The following is a 15,067-nucleotide window of genomic DNA, read 5'->3' as shown; positions in this document are numbered from 1 at the left end:
ATTCAGAATAGTGTTGGTTTTCCGACATTCTTGCAGCTCTTTGCGATGACTGTAGCCGCACCATTTCCTTTTCGCCCGCGCTTCCTATCTTCGGTGAAAGAGGTGATGCGATGTCCGATGCGATGATTATTGCCTGCCCCAATTGCGCCGGGCTCAACCGGGTTCCGCGCGAGAAGCTGGGCGCGGGTGGGAAATGCGGCAAGTGCCATGGCACCCTGTTTACAGGCGCGCCGGTTACGCTGGCTGCCGCGAATTTCGATGCTCATGCCGCACGCAGCGATATTCCCCTGCTGGTGGATTTCTGGGCGAGCTGGTGCGGCCCGTGCCGCCAGATGGCGCCTGCCTTCCATACGGCGGCAGGGCAGCTGGAACCGGCAATGCGGCTGGGCAAGCTGGATACGGAGGCGGAGCAGGCGCTGGCGGCCCGTTATGGCATTCAGTCCATCCCGACGATGATCCTGATCCACAAGGGGCGCGAGATCGCGCGACAATCGGGGGCCATGCCCGCAGGCGCGATCGTCAACTGGGCGCGGCAGGCGGCGGCTTCTGCCTAGGCTGGCCTAGCCCCGCCCGCGATAGGAGGCGACGCCCTGATCGGGCACCCACAGCCCTTCAGGCGCCGCGCCGGTCTGCCAGAAGACATCGATGGGGATGCCGCCGCGCGGATACCAATAGCCGCCGATGCGCAGCCACATCGGCTTCATCTCCTCCACCAGCCGCTGGCCGATGCCCACGGTCACATCTTCATGAAAACCGGCATGGTTGCGGAAGGAGCCAAGGAAGAGCTTGAGGCTCTTCGATTCGACGATGGTTTCACCCGGTGCGTAATCGATCACCAGATGCGCGAAATCGGGCTGGCCGGTCACGGGACAGAGCGACGTGAATTCCGGCGCGGCGAAGCGGATCATGTAAAGCGATCCGCTGCGCGGGTTGGGCACGTAATCCAGCACAGCCTCTTCGGGCGAGGCGGGCAAGGCGCTGGACTGGCCGAGATGGAGGGGCTTCATGGCCTCGGGTGTGTCGTTCATGTCGCGCGTGATGCCGCGAACATGCCCGCCGCACAAGTCACCGGTTTGACGCATCGGATTCAGCCGCTATTCAGCGCCGCCTGCGCTTGCAGCCCGCAACCGACGATGCGCATGCCAACAAGGGTCATGAGGCCAACAAGGGTCATGAGGATAGTTCCCGAACCGAAAATCCGCCGCATGAAACTGCCCTTCCTTTCTGGAAGCGGCGTGGCCATGGCGCTTGCCCCCTTTGCGCTGGGCTTTGCTTCCGCGAACCCGGCAATGGCCGCCGTCGGCGATTTCGAGCTTCCGCCCGGCGATGCTTCCGGGCCTCAGGGGCCGGTTGCCCCCGGCGAAGCTCCGCCGCGTTCCACCGCAACGCCGACGCCCACGCCCTCGCCCACACCCTCGCCCACACCGCGCCCTACGTTTGCGACACCCGCGCCGAGCCCCCGCCCCACCCCGACGCGTGCGGCACCCACGCCGGCACCGGCCGCTCGACCGACCGCGAGCCCCTCTCCGCGCCCCTCCGCAACGGCCAGCGTCAGTCCGGCGCCCACCGCGAGCGCCTTACCCACGCCCGAGGCGAGCCCTGCCGCAACCACTCCGGCACCCGTTCCTGCACCAGCATTCACGCCCGCGCCCGCCACCTCTGCCGCGGCTGAAACGCCCGACGCACTCCCGGCTTCCGACTCGCTTCCCTGGGGCTGGATCGGGGCGATCGCGGGTATCGTTGCCGCGCTGGGCGCCGCAGCCGGTGCGGCCTGGTTCCTGTTTCGCCATCGCAGCGATCCGGCCATCCGGGTGCCCCAGCTTCAGCGGCCCGACCTCGATGCGGCCGCCGCCGCCAAGCCGCCTGCAAAGCCTGCTCCTGCACCCGCCGCAGAAGCGGAGGCGGAAGACGATGCCCCCCTCAGCCTTGCACTGGAAGCTCGGGAAATGGCGATCACCCTTACCGCCGCCACGCTCAGCTACCGGGTGACGCTCACCAATATGAGCAAGGAGGTGATGGAAGGGGTGACGGTAATGGGCGACATGATTTCCGCCCACGCATCCCTGCCGGAAGAACAGCAGCTTGCCACCGATGACAGCGAATTGGTGACCAAGCATGTGATCCAGCAGTTGCGCCCCGGCGAAAGCACTCAGGTGTCGGGCGAGTTCCGGCTCAATTTCCCGGCCATCCGTCCGATCCGCAAGGGCAGCGCACTGATGTTCGTGCCGCTGGCCCGGCTGCGGGTGGAAACCGCCTCCAGCACTGCCGCAGCCATGGTGCGCACTGCCCTGGTGGGCCAGCGTTCATTGCGCCCCGGCGCGGGATTGCAGCCGTTCCGGCTGGATCTGGGGCCACGCATTTACCGAGAAGTCACACAAAGAATCTTTTGAACGAGCCCCCTCGACTGGCAAATGGCGCGGGTTTAACCGTGGTTGTTCACGCGATGAGGAGCGCGCGAATGGAATCGCTGGTTTCGACCGAATGGCTCGCAGAAGAGATTGGCTCCTGCGACCTGAGGATCGTTGACGCATCTAGTCACTTACCCATCGCCGGGCGCGATGCCCGGGCCGAATACGAGGCCGGGCATATCCCCGGCGCCGTATTCATGGATCTCACCCATCTCGTCGATCCGGCGAGCCCGGTGCCCGCTGCCTTGCCCACGGCGGAGATGTTCTCCAGCCGGATGCAGAAGCTCGGCCTGGGGGATGGCAGCCGGATCGTGCTCTATGACGATAGCGACGTGAAGACATCGGGCCGTGCCTGGTTCATGTTCAAGCTGTTCGGCGCGCAGAATGTCGCGATTCTGGATGGCGGGCTGGCCAAGTGGAAGGCCGAAGGGCGTCCGCTGGAAAATGGCGTGCAATGCCTCAAGACCCGGCATTTCACGGCGTGGCAGGAACCCGGCAAGGTGCGCAGCAAGGCCGATATGATGGCGAATCTCAGCTCCCGTGCCGAACAGGTAGTGGATGCGCGCGATGCCGGGCGCTTCTCGGGCGAAGTGCCCGATTTCCGCCCCGGCGTGCCCAGCGGGCATATCCCCGGATCGGTGAACCTGCCCTTTTTCGAGCTGTTCAATCCTGACGGCACTTTCAAGGACAAGGCCGGCTTGCGCGCCGCGTTCGAGAAGGCTGGCGTGGACCTGTCCCAGCCGGTCGCCACCACCTGCGGCGGCGGCGTGACGGCCGCCGTGCTGTGTTTTGCCCTCCATCTGCTGGGCAAGGACAAGGATGTCTCCCTCTATGACGGGAGCTGGAGCGAATGGGCGGTGGATCCGGCAACCCCCAAGGAGACAGGCGCGGCGCTGCAGGATGTCTGATCCCCGCAAGGAACAGGGGCCGGCCACCCGGCTTGCAGCCGCGGGCCGCCGCGCTGAATGGACGAGCATCGCCGGCCGTAAAGGTGGGGTCGTCAATCCGCCCATATGGCGTGGCAGCACTCATCTTTACGAGGATTCCGCCGATCTCGCGGCGGGCCGTCCCAATGAGGACGGTCATTTCTATTACGGGCGCCGGGGTTCCCCCACTCAATGGGCGCTGGCCGAGGCCCTGACCCAGATCGAGCCCGGCGCGGCCGGGACCATCCTTTATCCCAGCGGCGTTGCGGCGATTGCAGGCGCCTTGCTGGCGGTGCTGCGCGCGGGGGATGTGCTGCTGATGACGGACAATGCCTATCAGCCCAGCCGCGCGCTTGCCGAAGGGCTGCTTCAACGCATGGGGGTGGAAACCCGCTGGTTCGATCCGCTGGACGTGGCCGGCTTCCCCGCCCATTTCTGCAAGCGCACCAAGGCCGTTCTGCTGGAAAGCCCCGGCAGCCTGACGATGGAACTGTGCGACACTCCCGCTCTTGCCGCCATCGCGCGGGAAAAGGGCGCGGTCAGCCTGATCGACAATACCTGGGCCAGCCCGCTGGGCTTCCCCGCGCTGGAACGGGGATACGACATTTCGATCATGTCGCTCACCAAGCATGTCGGGGGCCATTCGGATGTGATGATGGGCTCCGTCAGTGCGGGCGAACCGCATTTCAGCCGTATCCGCCGTATGTCCCAACAGCTCGGGCAAGTCGTCTCACCCGATGATGCGGCCCTGGCCATGCGCGGCCTGCGCAGCCTTTCGCTGAGGCTGGAACGCGAATCGGGCAGCGCGCTGGAGATCGCGCAATGGCTTGCCGGGCGCCCGGAAGTGGCGCGCGTCCTGTGCCCCATGCTGCCCGGCGCGCCGGGCCATGATCTGTGGGCGCGCGATTTCACCGGCGGCTGCGGCTTGTTCAGCTTCGTCATCAAGGGGCGCGACGATGCCGCCCGTGCGCGCTTTCTCGATGCGCTGGAATTGTTCGGCATCGGCTATAGCTGGGGCGGTTTTGAAAGCCTGGCGATCCCCTTCGACCCGCAGGGCGCCCGCAGCGCCACCAGCTGGCCCCCGCCCGGCACCGATCCGGCCGACCGGCTGGGCATTCGCCTGTCCATCGGCCTGGAAGACCCTGCGGACCTGATCGCCGATCTGGAACGCGGCTTTGCCGCAATGGATCGCGGCTGATGGCCAGCCCCGCCCTCGACGATCCCTTGCGGGGTGCGGAGGGGCTGAAGGACGCAGTCGTTTCCGGCAGTGGGACGCTGGGCGAATATATCGAATGGCTGGACAGCTATGGCGTGCAGGTGGGCACCATGCATTTCTCCGCCTGGAGCGCGCTGGTGGTGGTGTCCGTCATTGCCGGGGTCATCATCGTCTCGCGGCTGGGCGGCAAGCTGGCCCACTGGATGCTGGGCAAGCTCACCGGGCTCGATCTCACGCAGAAGCTGCTGGCCGAAAAGCTGGTTTCCATCGCGATCTGGGCGCTGGCGATCCTGGTGGGGATCGATATTCTCGGCATCGATCTCACCGCGCTGACGGTGTTTTCCGGCGCCTTCGGCCTCGCCCTCGGCTTCGGCCTGCAAAAGACCTTCGGCAATCTTCTGGCAGGGATCATCCTGCTGATGGACCGTTCGATCAAGCCGGGCGACGTGATCGCGGTGAGCGACCAGTCCGGGCGGGAGAGTTTCGGCCAGATCCGCAAAATCGGCATCCGGGCCATTTCGGTCATCACGCGGGACAAGAAGGAATATCTCATCCCGAACGAAAACCTGATGATCAATCAGGTGGAGAACTGGTCCTATTCCGCGCGCGACGTGCGCGTGAAAGCGCCGCTTAGCGTGGCCTATACGACCAACCTCGAACAAGCCGAGGAACTGATGCTACAGGCCGCGCGGGAAACGCCGCGCGTGCTGGAAACGCCCGAACCCAAGGTGCTGCTGATGGGCTTTGGCGAGAACGGCATCGCCTTTGAAATCCGCTTCTGGATCGTGGACCCGGAAGAGGGAATCAGCAGCGTCCGCTCCGACGTGTATAAACGGGTGTGGCAGCTGTTCTGCGAGGCCGGCATTCACATCCCCTTCCCCCAGCGCGAGATCAACATCTCGAATATCGAGCAATTGGGAGATCTTGTGGCCGGATTGAAGGGGCGCAAAGGGAACGAAAGTACGCCTACGGGCTGACCCCTAAAGCTCACCTACCCCCTGGCATAAGCATTCTCGCTGGCACTTGCCCGGCACCGGGGCCATGTGGCCTGCATGAAAAATGCCGCAACTCCCGCTACCGTCTATCTGGTCGGCGCCGGTCCGGGCGATCCGGACCTGCTGACCCTGCGCGCGGCGCGCCTGCTGATGCAGGCCAAGCTGATCGTGCATGACGGGCTGGTGGATCCTTCGATCCTGGCCCTCGCACGGCCCGATGCACGGCTGGTTTCCGTGGCCAAGAGCCGTTCGCGCCACACCATGCCGCAGGAAGCGATCAACGCCCTGCTGGTGCGCGAGGCGCTGGCCGGAAACTCCGTTCTGCGCCTGAAGGGCGGCGATCCGTTCATTTTCGGCCGCGGCGGCGAAGAAGCAGAAGCCTGCCATGCGGCGGGCGTTCCGGTGGAAGTGGTCCCCGGCATCAGCGCCGCCATCGGCGCTGCGGCAGCCGCCCAGATTGCCCTGACGCACCGCGAAGGCGCCAGCATCGTCAGCTTCGTGGCTGGCCAGTGCAAGGGCCTGACCGAGCAGGACTGGTCCGGCCTTGCCGGCAAGGGCCGCACGCTGGTGATCTATATGGGCGTCAGCACCGCCCCGCAGATCGCGGAAAAGCTGATGGAAGACGGCGTCGCCCCGGATTGCCCGGTGGCGGTTATCGAAAATGCCGCGCGCCCCACCATGCGGGTGCTGCGCAGTTCGCTGGCGGGCCTGCCCGATCTGGTGACCGGCGCAAAAGTGAAGAGCCCCGCCGTAATCGTGATCGGCGAGGTTGCATCTCAGGATTTCGGCCGTAACGACGCGGCCCTCACGCAACTGGCGCTGGAGGCGCAGGGATGAAGATTCTTACCGGAAACGACCTCAAGAGCGGGGCCGTCGTGTGGTGGACCGGTTATGACTGGTCGATCCATGTCGAAGACGCAGTGGATGTGGGCGATCAGGCCGACGCCATCCTGCAGCGCGAGGAAGGGGCCCGCCGGGTCAACGCCTCCTACGCTATCGACGCGGAGCCCGATGGCGAACGGGGCGTGCGCCCTGCCCATATCAAGGACCGTATCCGCGCGCTGGGCCCCACCGTGCGCCCTGACCTGACTCTCAAACCCGCCGATCCCAACGCCGGCAACTGGGTGATCTGATGTACCGTTACGACCAATATGACCAGGCGATGGTCGATACCCGCGTCGCGGAATTCCGCGACCAGACCCGCCGCCGCCTCGAAGGCAAGCTGACCGAGGACCAGTTCAAGCCGCTGCGCCTGCAAAACGGCCTCTATCTGCAGCTGCATGCCTATATGCTGCGCGTGGCCGTGCCCTATGGCACGCTGAACTCCGCCCAGATGCACGTTCTGGCCAACATCGCGGACAAGTATGACCGCGGCTATGGCCACTTCACCACCCGACAGAACATCCAGTACAACTGGATCAAGCTGGAAGACGCGCCCGACATTCTGGCGGACCTTGCCGCCGTGGAAATGCACGCGATCCAGACCAGCGGGAACTGCATCCGCAACATCAGTTCCGACCAGTTCGCCGGTGCCGCCGGTGACGAGCTGATCGACCCGCGCCCCTATGCGGAGCTGCTGCGCCAGTGGTCCAGCTTCCATCCGGAATTCCTGACCCTGCCGCGCAAGTTCAAGATCTGCGTGATCGCCAGCGAAACGGATCGCGCGGCGATGAAGCTGCACGATATCGGCATTCGCATCGTGAAGAACGCAGCCGGAGAAATCGGCGCCGCCTTCTATGTCGGCGGCGGCATGGGCCGCACGCCCATGATCGCGCCGCTGATCCGCGACTTCGTGCCGCTGGACCAGCTGATCACCTATTCCGAGGCCTGCCTGCGCGTTTACAATCGCTATGGCCGCCGCGACAACAAGTACAAGGCGCGCATCAAGATCCTGGTCCATGAACTGGGCAAGGAAGAATATACGCGCCAGGTGGAGGAGGAATTCGCCCACCTGCTCACTCAGGGCATTGAGCCCCCGATTGCCGAGCTGGAGCGGATCAAGGCCCACTTCACCGACCCCGCCTTCGATCAGGGCGCGAGCGACGATCTGGACCTGTCGGACCCGGCCTTTGCCCTGTGGGTGGCGCGCAACACCGTGGCGCACAAGCAGCCCGGCTATGTCATCGCCAATATCAGCCTGAAGCCGGTCGGCGGCATTCCGGGTGACGCTTCTGCCGCGCAGATTCACCTGATGGCCGATCTGGCGAAGGAATACAGCTTCGATGAATTGCGCGTTACTCACGCCCAGAACATCGTGCTGCCTCATGTGAAGAAGGCTGACCTCCACACATTGTGGCAGAAGCTGGACGCCGCCGGCCTCGGCGCGGCCAATCTCGACACGGTGGAAGACATCATCGCCTGCCCCGGCCTCGATTATTGCAGCCTGGCCAATGCCCGCTCCATCCCGGTGGCGCAGAAGATTTCGCAGCGTTTCGCCGCCAATGGCAAGACGGGCGAACTGGGCGAGCTGAAGCTGAAGATCAGCGGCTGCATCAATGCCTGCGGCCACCACCATGCGGGCCATATCGGCATCCTGGGCGTCGACAAGAAGGGGCTGGAAAACTACCAGCTGCTGCTTGGCGGATGCGAGGGTGACGATACTTCGCTGGGCAAGATCACCGGCCCCGGCTTTACCGAGGACGGGATCGTGGATGCCGTGGAAAAGGCCACCGAGGTCTATCTGGCCGAACGCGCCGAAGGGGAACGCTTCCTCGATACCTACCGCCGCATCGGCATGGAGAAGTTCAAGGAGGCGATCTATGCTTGATCATCTGCGTTTCCGCGAAGACGAACCGGCCGGTGCCCCCGCGGTTACCGTCGATGCCTTCCTGACCCAGACCAATGCCGCCGCCGTCCGTATCGAGCCGGGCGACGATGCGCGCAGCCTGCTGCCCTTCCTCGAACAGCTGCGGCTCGTGGAAGTGAACTTCCCCAGCTTCGGCGACGGGCGCGGCTATTCCAGCGCGCGTATCCTGCGCGAGGCAGGCTATCAGGGCGAATTGCGCGCCGTGGGCGATGTGCTGGTGGACCAGCTTTCGCACATGCGCCGCTGCGGCTTTGACAGCTTCCTGCCCGAAAAACCCTTCGACCCGGAAGATGCGCAGGCCGCGCTCAACCGTTGGCCCGAAGTCTATCAGGCCACGGGGGACGGCCGCCAGCCCATCTGGGCAAAAAGGCACCCTGCAAATGAACGAGACTGAAGTGTCCTCCCGCCCGCGCGACCGGATCGATACATCGGCCCGTTTCACGGAAGGCGATGCCATTCGCCTGAACCGCATGTTTCGCGGGCAGGAAACGCTTGAGATGCTCTCCAGCGTGCTGAAGGACCATCTGGCAGGCGACATTGCCGTCGTTTCCAGCTTCGGCGCGGAAAGCGCGGTGCTGCTGCATCTGGTGGCGCAAGTGGACAAATCGGTGCCGGTGCTGTTCCTCGAAACGGACAAGCACTTCCCCGAAACCATCGCCTATCGCGACGAACTGGTCGAATTCCTCGGCCTCACGAATCTGCGCATCCTCACTCCCGACGCGGAGGAAATCGTCGCCAAGGATGAGGCCGGCCTGCGCTGGAGCTGGGACCCGGATGGCTGCTGCGAAATCCGCAAGGTGAAGCCGCTGGCCAAGGCCCTGGCGGGCTTCGATGCCTCGATCACGGGCCGCAAGGCTTTCCAGGCCAGCACCCGCGCGCAATTGCCGCGTTTCGAGATCGACAGTTCGGACGCGCAGGGCCGCCTGAAGATCAATCCGCTGATCGACTGGTCGGCAGAGGATCTGGAAGCCTATTTCGAGGAACACGGCCTGCCGCGCCATCCGCTGGTGGCGCAGGGCTATCCCTCGATCGGCTGCTCCCCCTGCACGCACAAGGTCGCGCCGGGCGAAGACCCGCGCTCCGGCCGCTGGAAGGGCTGGGACAAGACCGAATGCGGCATCCACAGCCCCAATAATCCGGACGCCTATCGTCTGCCCCCGGAAGGCTTCGACCCGGCCCTGTAAGCCGGGTGCCGGGAGGGAATGCCCTTCCCTCCTGCACCGGGCGCGATGCCCGCTGAGGCGCAGAGTTTTTGGTTCGCGCAAAAACCGCAAAGCGCGCGAAGATGTGGTGCTTGGCCTGCCCCTTCTCGTCATTCCCGCGAACGCGGGAACCTAGCTGCAAGCGTTGAACTGGGTTCCCGCGTTCGCGGGAATGACGAAGGGTGGGCTTGGCGCAGCCCCTCAGCGTTCTTCGCGCTCTTTGCGCGAACCCAATAATACTCACGCGGAGACGCGGAGACGCGGAGGCGCAGAGGGAAAGCGCCCAGCCGCTCCTCCCTGCACCTCTGCGCCTCTGCGAGCACCCACTCTCTCTCCGCGTCTCCGCGTCTCCGCGTGAAACCCTTCCACATCACCCACGCAATCCCGCCAGCGGTCCCAGCCTTCGCTGGGATGACGACAGGGGGATGGTGTAGATGGGTACGGGCACAATTGGCGATTTGACTTGACATGATGAACCGTTTCGGTTATATGCCCCAGCACATTGCAGGACTACCAACCCTGCAATTACCTACCAGTCCGGAGGTGCGCGTAGTCGACCGCAAGCCTCCCTTGTTCAACAGAACAACGCGGCCGGCGCGGGTGTGTGCTCCCTTGGGCGGTTCTCCCAATGGCAATGCCTCCCAGCGCTCAGACGCGGATGATCGGATGTGTGGTGCTCTCCTCTGCCCGTGCACACCTGTCCCTGGAGGACGGGCTCTCCGGGACGGATCACCGCCAGTGGCGCGAGATGATCACTCGCGAGGGAAAACACGCCGCACGCGAGCCCGTGGCGCCTTTCCTGGCCGATCACCGAAAAAAGGGCCGAACCCAAGGCGCTGCGGATGGGCGCCCGGTCTCTCGCAACTCCCTCCGCCCGCTCCGCACGCGCCTCAGTTCCTGACGCCGTGCCGGCCGCGCGATTGGTTTGTTCTACACACTGGCGTTACGTCCGGGCTCGCCGCCGGATGGGGCTTGGTGCCCTACCCAACTCTACCTTCGTCATTCCCGCGGTTGCGAAGCACTGCCGAAGGCAGAACGCGGGAACCCAGCAGCAACGGTTGACCTAGGTTCCCGCTTTCGCGGGAATGACGAAAGGGGGCTCGCCTAAAGCCACTTATTCTCGCGATACCACGCAGCCGTGGCCTTCAGCCCTTCGCGTGTGTCGATGAGGGGGGCCCAGCGGCTTTTCGGCGGGGCCTTGCCCTTGGCACAGACCCAGTCCGGGTGAGACATATAGTTCACCCGGTCGATAGTGAGCTTGGCCTTCTCCTTGCGGAAGCGGGCATCCAGTGCGGCGGCGCGCAGCAGCATCGGCTTGGACAGGCCCGGCGCCAGCACCCTGCGGCCCATGGCCTCGCCAATGGCGCGGGCCATTTCCTTATGCGGCCAGCCGCCCTTGCGCCCGTCATCGGGTTCGAAGATCCGGTGCCCCACATCGTCGCCCGAAGGGACCAGCGCGAAAAGCAGGCGCGCCAGATCGGCCACATGGATCATCGAGGCGCCGCCATCCGCCGGCACGGGCAATATGCCCCAGCGCGCGGCGCGGAACAGCTCGAACATCTCCCTGTCGCGCGGGCCATAGATTGCCGGAGGGCGCACGATCGTCCAGTCGAGAGCGGAAGCCTTGACGATCTTCTCCGCACGAAACTTGGACGCGCCATAGGCCGACAGTTTCGGCTCTCGCGCCGCGAGAGAGGATACCTGCACGAAGCGCTGCACATCGACCTGTTTTGCCGCTTCCACCACGGCCAGCGTGCCTTCCACATTGCCCGCTTCGAAGCCGGCGGCATCGGGCGAATTGACCACGCCCGCGACATGGATGACCGCTTCCACGCCCTTCACCAGCGTAGCCAGCGCCCTGCGATCGGCAAGATCCCCCTGCACCCATTTCACGCCCTTGCGCACGGGTTGCTCGCGCCGGGTAAGCGCATGGACGGCGATGCCCTGTCGGGCCGCCTCGTCCAGGATTGCCTGTCCTACAAAGCCGGTCGCCCCGGTGATCGCTATCGTCACAAAAGCACCAACTGGTCGCGATGGACCACGGCAGAACGGGGCGCATAGCCCAGAATCGCGGCATGCTCATCGCTGCGCGTGCCCTTCAGCCGCTCGCATTCGGCGGAGGAATATTCGGCCAGCCCCTGCGCGATGGACTTGCCCACCGCATCCTGCACGATCACGGGATCGCCCCGCTCGAAATTGCCGTCCACGCCGGTCACCCCGGTGGCCAGCAGGCTGCCGCCCTTCAGCAGCGCCTTGGCACAGCCCGCATCCACCGTCAGCGTGCCCATCATCCGCATCCGCCCGCCCAGCCAGGCCTTGCGCGCGCCATCCTTGCGCAGGGGCAGGAACAGCGTGCCGGTGCCATTGCCCATGGCGCGGCTGATCGGGGAGGCATGGGTACCGTTGAGGATGGCCAGCGCAATGCCTGCCCGCTCCGCAATCTCGGCCGCCTGGAGCTTGGAGGTCATGCCGCCCGAACCGAGGCCGGAGCCGGAGCGATCGTCCGCCATGGCGTAGATCTCTTCCGTAACCCCGCGCACCTGCGGCAGCATCTGCGCGCCGGGCTGGCTGGGATTGCGATCATAGAGACCGTCCACGTCCGACAGCAGCAGCACGCCCTTGGCATGGGCCGCCTGCGCCACGCGGGCGGCAAGACGATCATTATCGCCAAAGCGGATTTCCTCCGTCGCGACGGAATCGTTCTCGTTCACTACCGGCACGGCGCCAGCCTTCAGCAGGCGGCCCAGAGTGGCGGCAGCGTTGAGATAGCGGCGGCGATCTTCCAGATCGTCCAGCGTCAGCAGCAATTGCGCGGCAGTGAGGCCATGGCCAGCCAGCAAGTCCGACCAGATGCCCGCAAGCCCGATCTGCCCCACGGCGGCGGCAGCCTGCGCATCGGCCAGATTGCCGCGCCCGCCCTTCTCCAGCTTGAGGCGCGCGGCACCCAGCGCGATGGCGCCGGAACTGACCACCACGACCTGCTGCCCGCGCGAGCGGGCTGCGGCGATTTCCTCCACCAGCGAGGCCAGCCATTCGCGGCGCGGCTGCCCGTCCGGCCCGACAAGCAGGGCGGAGCCCACCTTGATGACAAGGCGGGGGCAGAGGGCCGCATCGGCCAGGTCAGTGAGATGCGTGATCGTCATGGCGGGCGGGCCTTAGCCTTTGCGCGATGGCTTTGGAAGCTCCGTCAGAGCGGCGACCAGGGCTTCTCGTCGCGCGCTTCCTCCACTTCGCCGTCCGGGCGTTCCGTAGTGGTCTTGGCGGGCAGGTAAGTCAGCACCGCATCGAGCAGTGCCTCCATCCCTTCGCCCGTGGCGCCGGAGATGGGGAACACTTCCTCCGCACCGGCGGCCTTCAGTTCGCGCGCATAATCCCCCGCCAGTTCGCGGCCGGAAATATCGATCTTGTTGAGCGCCACCAGACGCGGCTTGCCTTCCAGATCGCCGCCATAGGCTTCCAGTTCGTCTTCCACGATGCGCATCGCCTCGACCGGGTCCACCCCGCCAATGTCGATCAGATGCACCAGCACGCGGCAGCGTTCGATATGGCCCAGAAAGCGGTCGCCAATGCCCGCACCATCCGCCGCGCCTGCGATCAGGCCGGGAATGTCCGCCAGCACGAATTCGCGGTTCTTGTGCCGCACCACGCCCAGCTTGGGCACCAGAGTGGTAAAGGCATATTCCCCCACCTTGGAGCGCGCGTTGGACACGGCATTGAGGAAAGTGGACTTGCCCGCATTGGGCAGGCCGACAAGGCCGACATCGGCCAACAGCTTCAGCCGCAGCCACACATACATTTCCTCGCCCGGCATGCCGGGCTGGTGCTGGCGCGGGGCACGGTTGGTGCTGGTCTTGTAGCTGGCATTGCCCCGGCCGCCGATGCCGCCTTCCAGCAGGGTGACGCGCTGGCCCACTTCGGTGAAGTCCGCCAGCACCGTTTCGCCATCCTCGTCGGAGATGATCTGCGTGCCCACCGGAACGGGGATCACCAGATCGGGCGCGGCAGCGCCGGTGCGATCCTTGCCCATGCCATGCCCGCCGCGCGATGCCTTGAAATGCTGGGCATAGCGGAAATCGATCAGCGTATTGAGGCCCGGCACGGATTCGAAAATGATATCGCCGCCCTTGCCGCCATTGCCGCCATCGGGGCCGCCATATTCGACGTATTTCTCGCGCCGGAAGCTGACCGCACCGGGCCCGCCCGCGCCGGAGCGAATGTAGATCTTGGCCTGGTCAAGGAAATGCATGTCTGTTCGCCTCTAGCGCCGGCAGGGCCCTTCAGCCTTGCGTTCGGCTTCTAGCCGACAGGATTACTCAAAGCCACCTTGCTCGCCGAAGGAGGCTGATCGGAAGCTGAGATGGAGCAGTTCTCAGCGCACTGGTGGAGCCGAGGGGGATCGAACCCCTGACCTCGTCATTGCGAACGACGCGCTCTCCCATCTGAGCTACGGCCCCGTTCCAGTGCGATTGCGGCGCCCCAAGGCCCCGCAAGAGGGCGCCTCTTAGCGAAGAGGCACCGTGCTTGAAAGAGCAAAAATGCGTTTGGTCCAGCCGGCCCGGCCGGTCAGGGCACCTGCTGGACGACCGGCTGCGAACCGAAAGCGGGCTGATTGCCGGATGCGTCGGCAATTCCGGTCTGCACCCCGCCGGGCATGGCGGAATAGCTGGTCTGCGGCGAAGGCAGGGCATAATCCGGCACTACGGGCGGGGCAGAAGGCGAAGTAACGTCAGGCGCGCCGGCCGGACCATAATCGGCCCGCAGATAGGCGGCACCGCCCGCGGCGCTGCCATAGACCGCGCCATATTTGTTATCCCAATCGGCCACGGCGATTCGATACTTCTCCATTTCCTGGAAGAACTGCTCGAACGCAGCTTCGATCCGGGGCAGGCTCACCTGGGCGAAGGCATCGATATCGGCAGGCGGCGTTGCCAGGGCATCCTGGCTTACCTGCAGCGCCGCATCGCAGAAATACTGCCGGGCGGGCGGCAGGGCGAAGTAATTATAGACCTGCGTCATATAGGCTTCGCGCGCGCGGGTCGCCTTGGCCCCCGCCCCGAATTCCTTGCGGTACTGCTTGTCCAGATCGGCGTTGACCTTGCTCAGCCGCTTGCCCTGCTTGGTCAGCAGGGTTTTGTAGTTATCCAGGATCGGCTGATACTGCGGATCGAGGCAGTTGAGCGCCGCGACGTTCAGGGCCGAGCGGAAATTCCACACCGTTTCGAGCGGATCGAGATGGGCATTCACCGTCTGGCGCACGCCATCCACGCCGAGGACCGGGATCGTCATGTCCGCTGCCGCGCCGCCCGGAGGGATCGGGCGCATGGGGATGGGTTCCGGCTCAGGCACGACGACCACTGCGACCGGCGGAGGCGGAGGAGCAGGCGGCGGAGGTGCGGCACAGGCCGCGAGCATGGCCAGACCAGCGGCTGCGGTAATTGCGGACAGCTTACGTAACGGCAATTGCACGATCCTGCTCATTCGAATTTGGGCCCCCTCCAACCCTATTTTCCGGCT

The 15,067-nt window shown here is 65.1% G+C and carries 16 protein-coding genes and 1 tRNA gene; 10 read left to right on the top strand and 7 right to left on the bottom strand.

Annotated features, from left to right (window positions below):
• Nucleotides 1–110: 110 nt before the first annotated feature.
• Nucleotides 111–554 carry a thioredoxin TrxC gene (gene trxC / locus H0274_RS13690; RefSeq protein ID WP_226796048.1) on the top strand — a complete coding sequence of 148 codons (444 nt, stop codon included), beginning with the start codon at nucleotides 111–113 and terminating at the stop codon, nucleotides 552–554.
• A gap of 6 nt (nucleotides 555–560) precedes the next feature.
• On the opposite strand, the gene queF is transcribed toward trxC, so the two are convergent.
• Together queF and H0274_RS13680 are read right to left on the bottom strand one after the other, a co-directional pair.
• Entirely contained in the window at nucleotides 561–1,028 is a 468-nt protein-coding gene (gene queF, locus H0274_RS13685; protein WP_226796047.1) for a preQ(1) synthase, read from the bottom strand.
• 59 nt (nucleotides 1,029–1,087) lie between these two features.
• Nucleotides 1,088–1,243, bottom strand: coding sequence for a hypothetical protein (locus tag H0274_RS13680; RefSeq protein WP_226796046.1), 156 nt, complete (start codon nucleotides 1,241–1,243; stop codon nucleotides 1,088–1,090).
• Between H0274_RS13680 and H0274_RS13675 the strand changes: the two genes are divergently transcribed.
• From H0274_RS13675 to H0274_RS13635, 9 genes are all read left to right on the top strand, one after another.
• Nucleotides 1,242–2,390, top strand: a complete 1,149-nt coding sequence (locus H0274_RS13675; RefSeq protein WP_226796045.1) for a hypothetical protein — start codon at nucleotides 1,242–1,244, stop codon at nucleotides 2,388–2,390. The genes H0274_RS13680 and H0274_RS13675 overlap by 2 nt on opposite strands.
• Before the next feature lie 68 nt (nucleotides 2,391–2,458).
• Entirely contained in the window at nucleotides 2,459–3,316 is an 858-nt protein-coding gene (sseA, locus tag H0274_RS13670; RefSeq protein WP_226796044.1) for a 3-mercaptopyruvate sulfurtransferase, read from the top strand.
• The gene (metC, locus tag H0274_RS13665; protein ID WP_226796043.1) at nucleotides 3,309–4,532 is read left to right on the top strand and encodes a cystathionine beta-lyase; all 1,224 of its coding nucleotides are present in this window, start codon (nucleotides 3,309–3,311) and stop codon (nucleotides 4,530–4,532) included. The genes sseA and metC overlap by 8 nt, the downstream gene beginning before the upstream one ends.
• Nucleotides 4,532–5,527, top strand: a complete 996-nt coding sequence (locus H0274_RS13660; protein WP_226796042.1) for a mechanosensitive ion channel family protein — start codon at nucleotides 4,532–4,534, stop codon at nucleotides 5,525–5,527. The genes metC and H0274_RS13660 overlap by 1 nt, the downstream gene beginning before the upstream one ends.
• Nucleotides 5,528–5,602: 75 nt before the next feature.
• On the top strand, nucleotides 5,603–6,382 hold the full coding sequence (gene cobA, locus H0274_RS13655; protein ID WP_226796041.1) for a uroporphyrinogen-III C-methyltransferase: 780 nt from the start codon (nucleotides 5,603–5,605) through the stop codon (nucleotides 6,380–6,382).
• The gene (locus H0274_RS13650; RefSeq protein ID WP_226796040.1) at nucleotides 6,379–6,678 is read left to right on the top strand and encodes a DUF2849 domain-containing protein; all 300 of its coding nucleotides are present in this window, start codon (nucleotides 6,379–6,381) and stop codon (nucleotides 6,676–6,678) included. Before cobA ends, H0274_RS13650 begins: the two co-directional genes overlap by 4 nt.
• Nucleotides 6,678–8,312: a nitrite/sulfite reductase gene (locus H0274_RS13645; RefSeq protein WP_226796039.1), complete on the top strand. Its 1,635-nt coding sequence runs from the start codon at nucleotides 6,678–6,680 to the stop codon at nucleotides 8,310–8,312. The genes H0274_RS13650 and H0274_RS13645 overlap by 1 nt, the downstream gene beginning before the upstream one ends.
• Nucleotides 8,305–8,745, top strand: coding sequence for a DUF934 domain-containing protein (locus H0274_RS13640; RefSeq protein ID WP_226796038.1), 441 nt, complete (start codon nucleotides 8,305–8,307; stop codon nucleotides 8,743–8,745). Before H0274_RS13645 ends, H0274_RS13640 begins: the two co-directional genes overlap by 8 nt.
• A complete protein-coding gene (locus H0274_RS13635; RefSeq protein ID WP_226796037.1) occupies nucleotides 8,732–9,535 on the top strand; it encodes a phosphoadenylyl-sulfate reductase in 804 nt (267 codons plus the stop codon). The genes H0274_RS13640 and H0274_RS13635 overlap by 14 nt, the downstream gene beginning before the upstream one ends.
• A gap of 1,122 nt (nucleotides 9,536–10,657) precedes the next feature.
• Here H0274_RS13635 and H0274_RS13630 read toward each other — a convergent pair.
• The 5 genes from H0274_RS13630 to H0274_RS13610 form a co-directional block, all read right to left on the bottom strand.
• Nucleotides 10,658–11,566, bottom strand: coding sequence for an NAD-dependent epimerase/dehydratase family protein (locus tag H0274_RS13630; protein WP_226796036.1), 909 nt, complete (start codon nucleotides 11,564–11,566; stop codon nucleotides 10,658–10,660).
• The gene (proB, locus tag H0274_RS13625) at nucleotides 11,563–12,696 is read right to left on the bottom strand and encodes a glutamate 5-kinase (RefSeq protein ID WP_226796035.1); all 1,134 of its coding nucleotides are present in this window, start codon (nucleotides 12,694–12,696) and stop codon (nucleotides 11,563–11,565) included. The genes H0274_RS13630 and proB overlap by 4 nt, the downstream gene beginning before the upstream one ends.
• 44 nt (nucleotides 12,697–12,740) lie before the next feature.
• Entirely contained in the window at nucleotides 12,741–13,799 is a 1,059-nt protein-coding gene (obgE, locus tag H0274_RS13620; protein ID WP_226796034.1) for a GTPase ObgE, read from the bottom strand.
• 132 nt (nucleotides 13,800–13,931) lie between these two features.
• Nucleotides 13,932–14,007 (bottom strand) — tRNA-Ala (locus H0274_RS13615).
• Between the two features lie 109 nt (nucleotides 14,008–14,116).
• Complete coding sequence (locus tag H0274_RS13610; RefSeq protein ID WP_226796033.1) at nucleotides 14,117–15,031, bottom strand: hypothetical protein; 915 nt, start codon at nucleotides 15,029–15,031, stop codon at nucleotides 14,117–14,119.
• Between the last annotated feature and the right edge of the window lie 36 nt (nucleotides 15,032–15,067).

The organism is Fulverythrobacter ferritrahens, assembly GCF_020539485.1.
GTDB classification, from domain to species: domain Bacteria; phylum Pseudomonadota; class Alphaproteobacteria; order Sphingomonadales; family Sphingomonadaceae; genus Andeanibacterium; species Andeanibacterium ferritrahens.
This window is presented reverse-complemented; position numbering and strand designations above follow the sequence as displayed.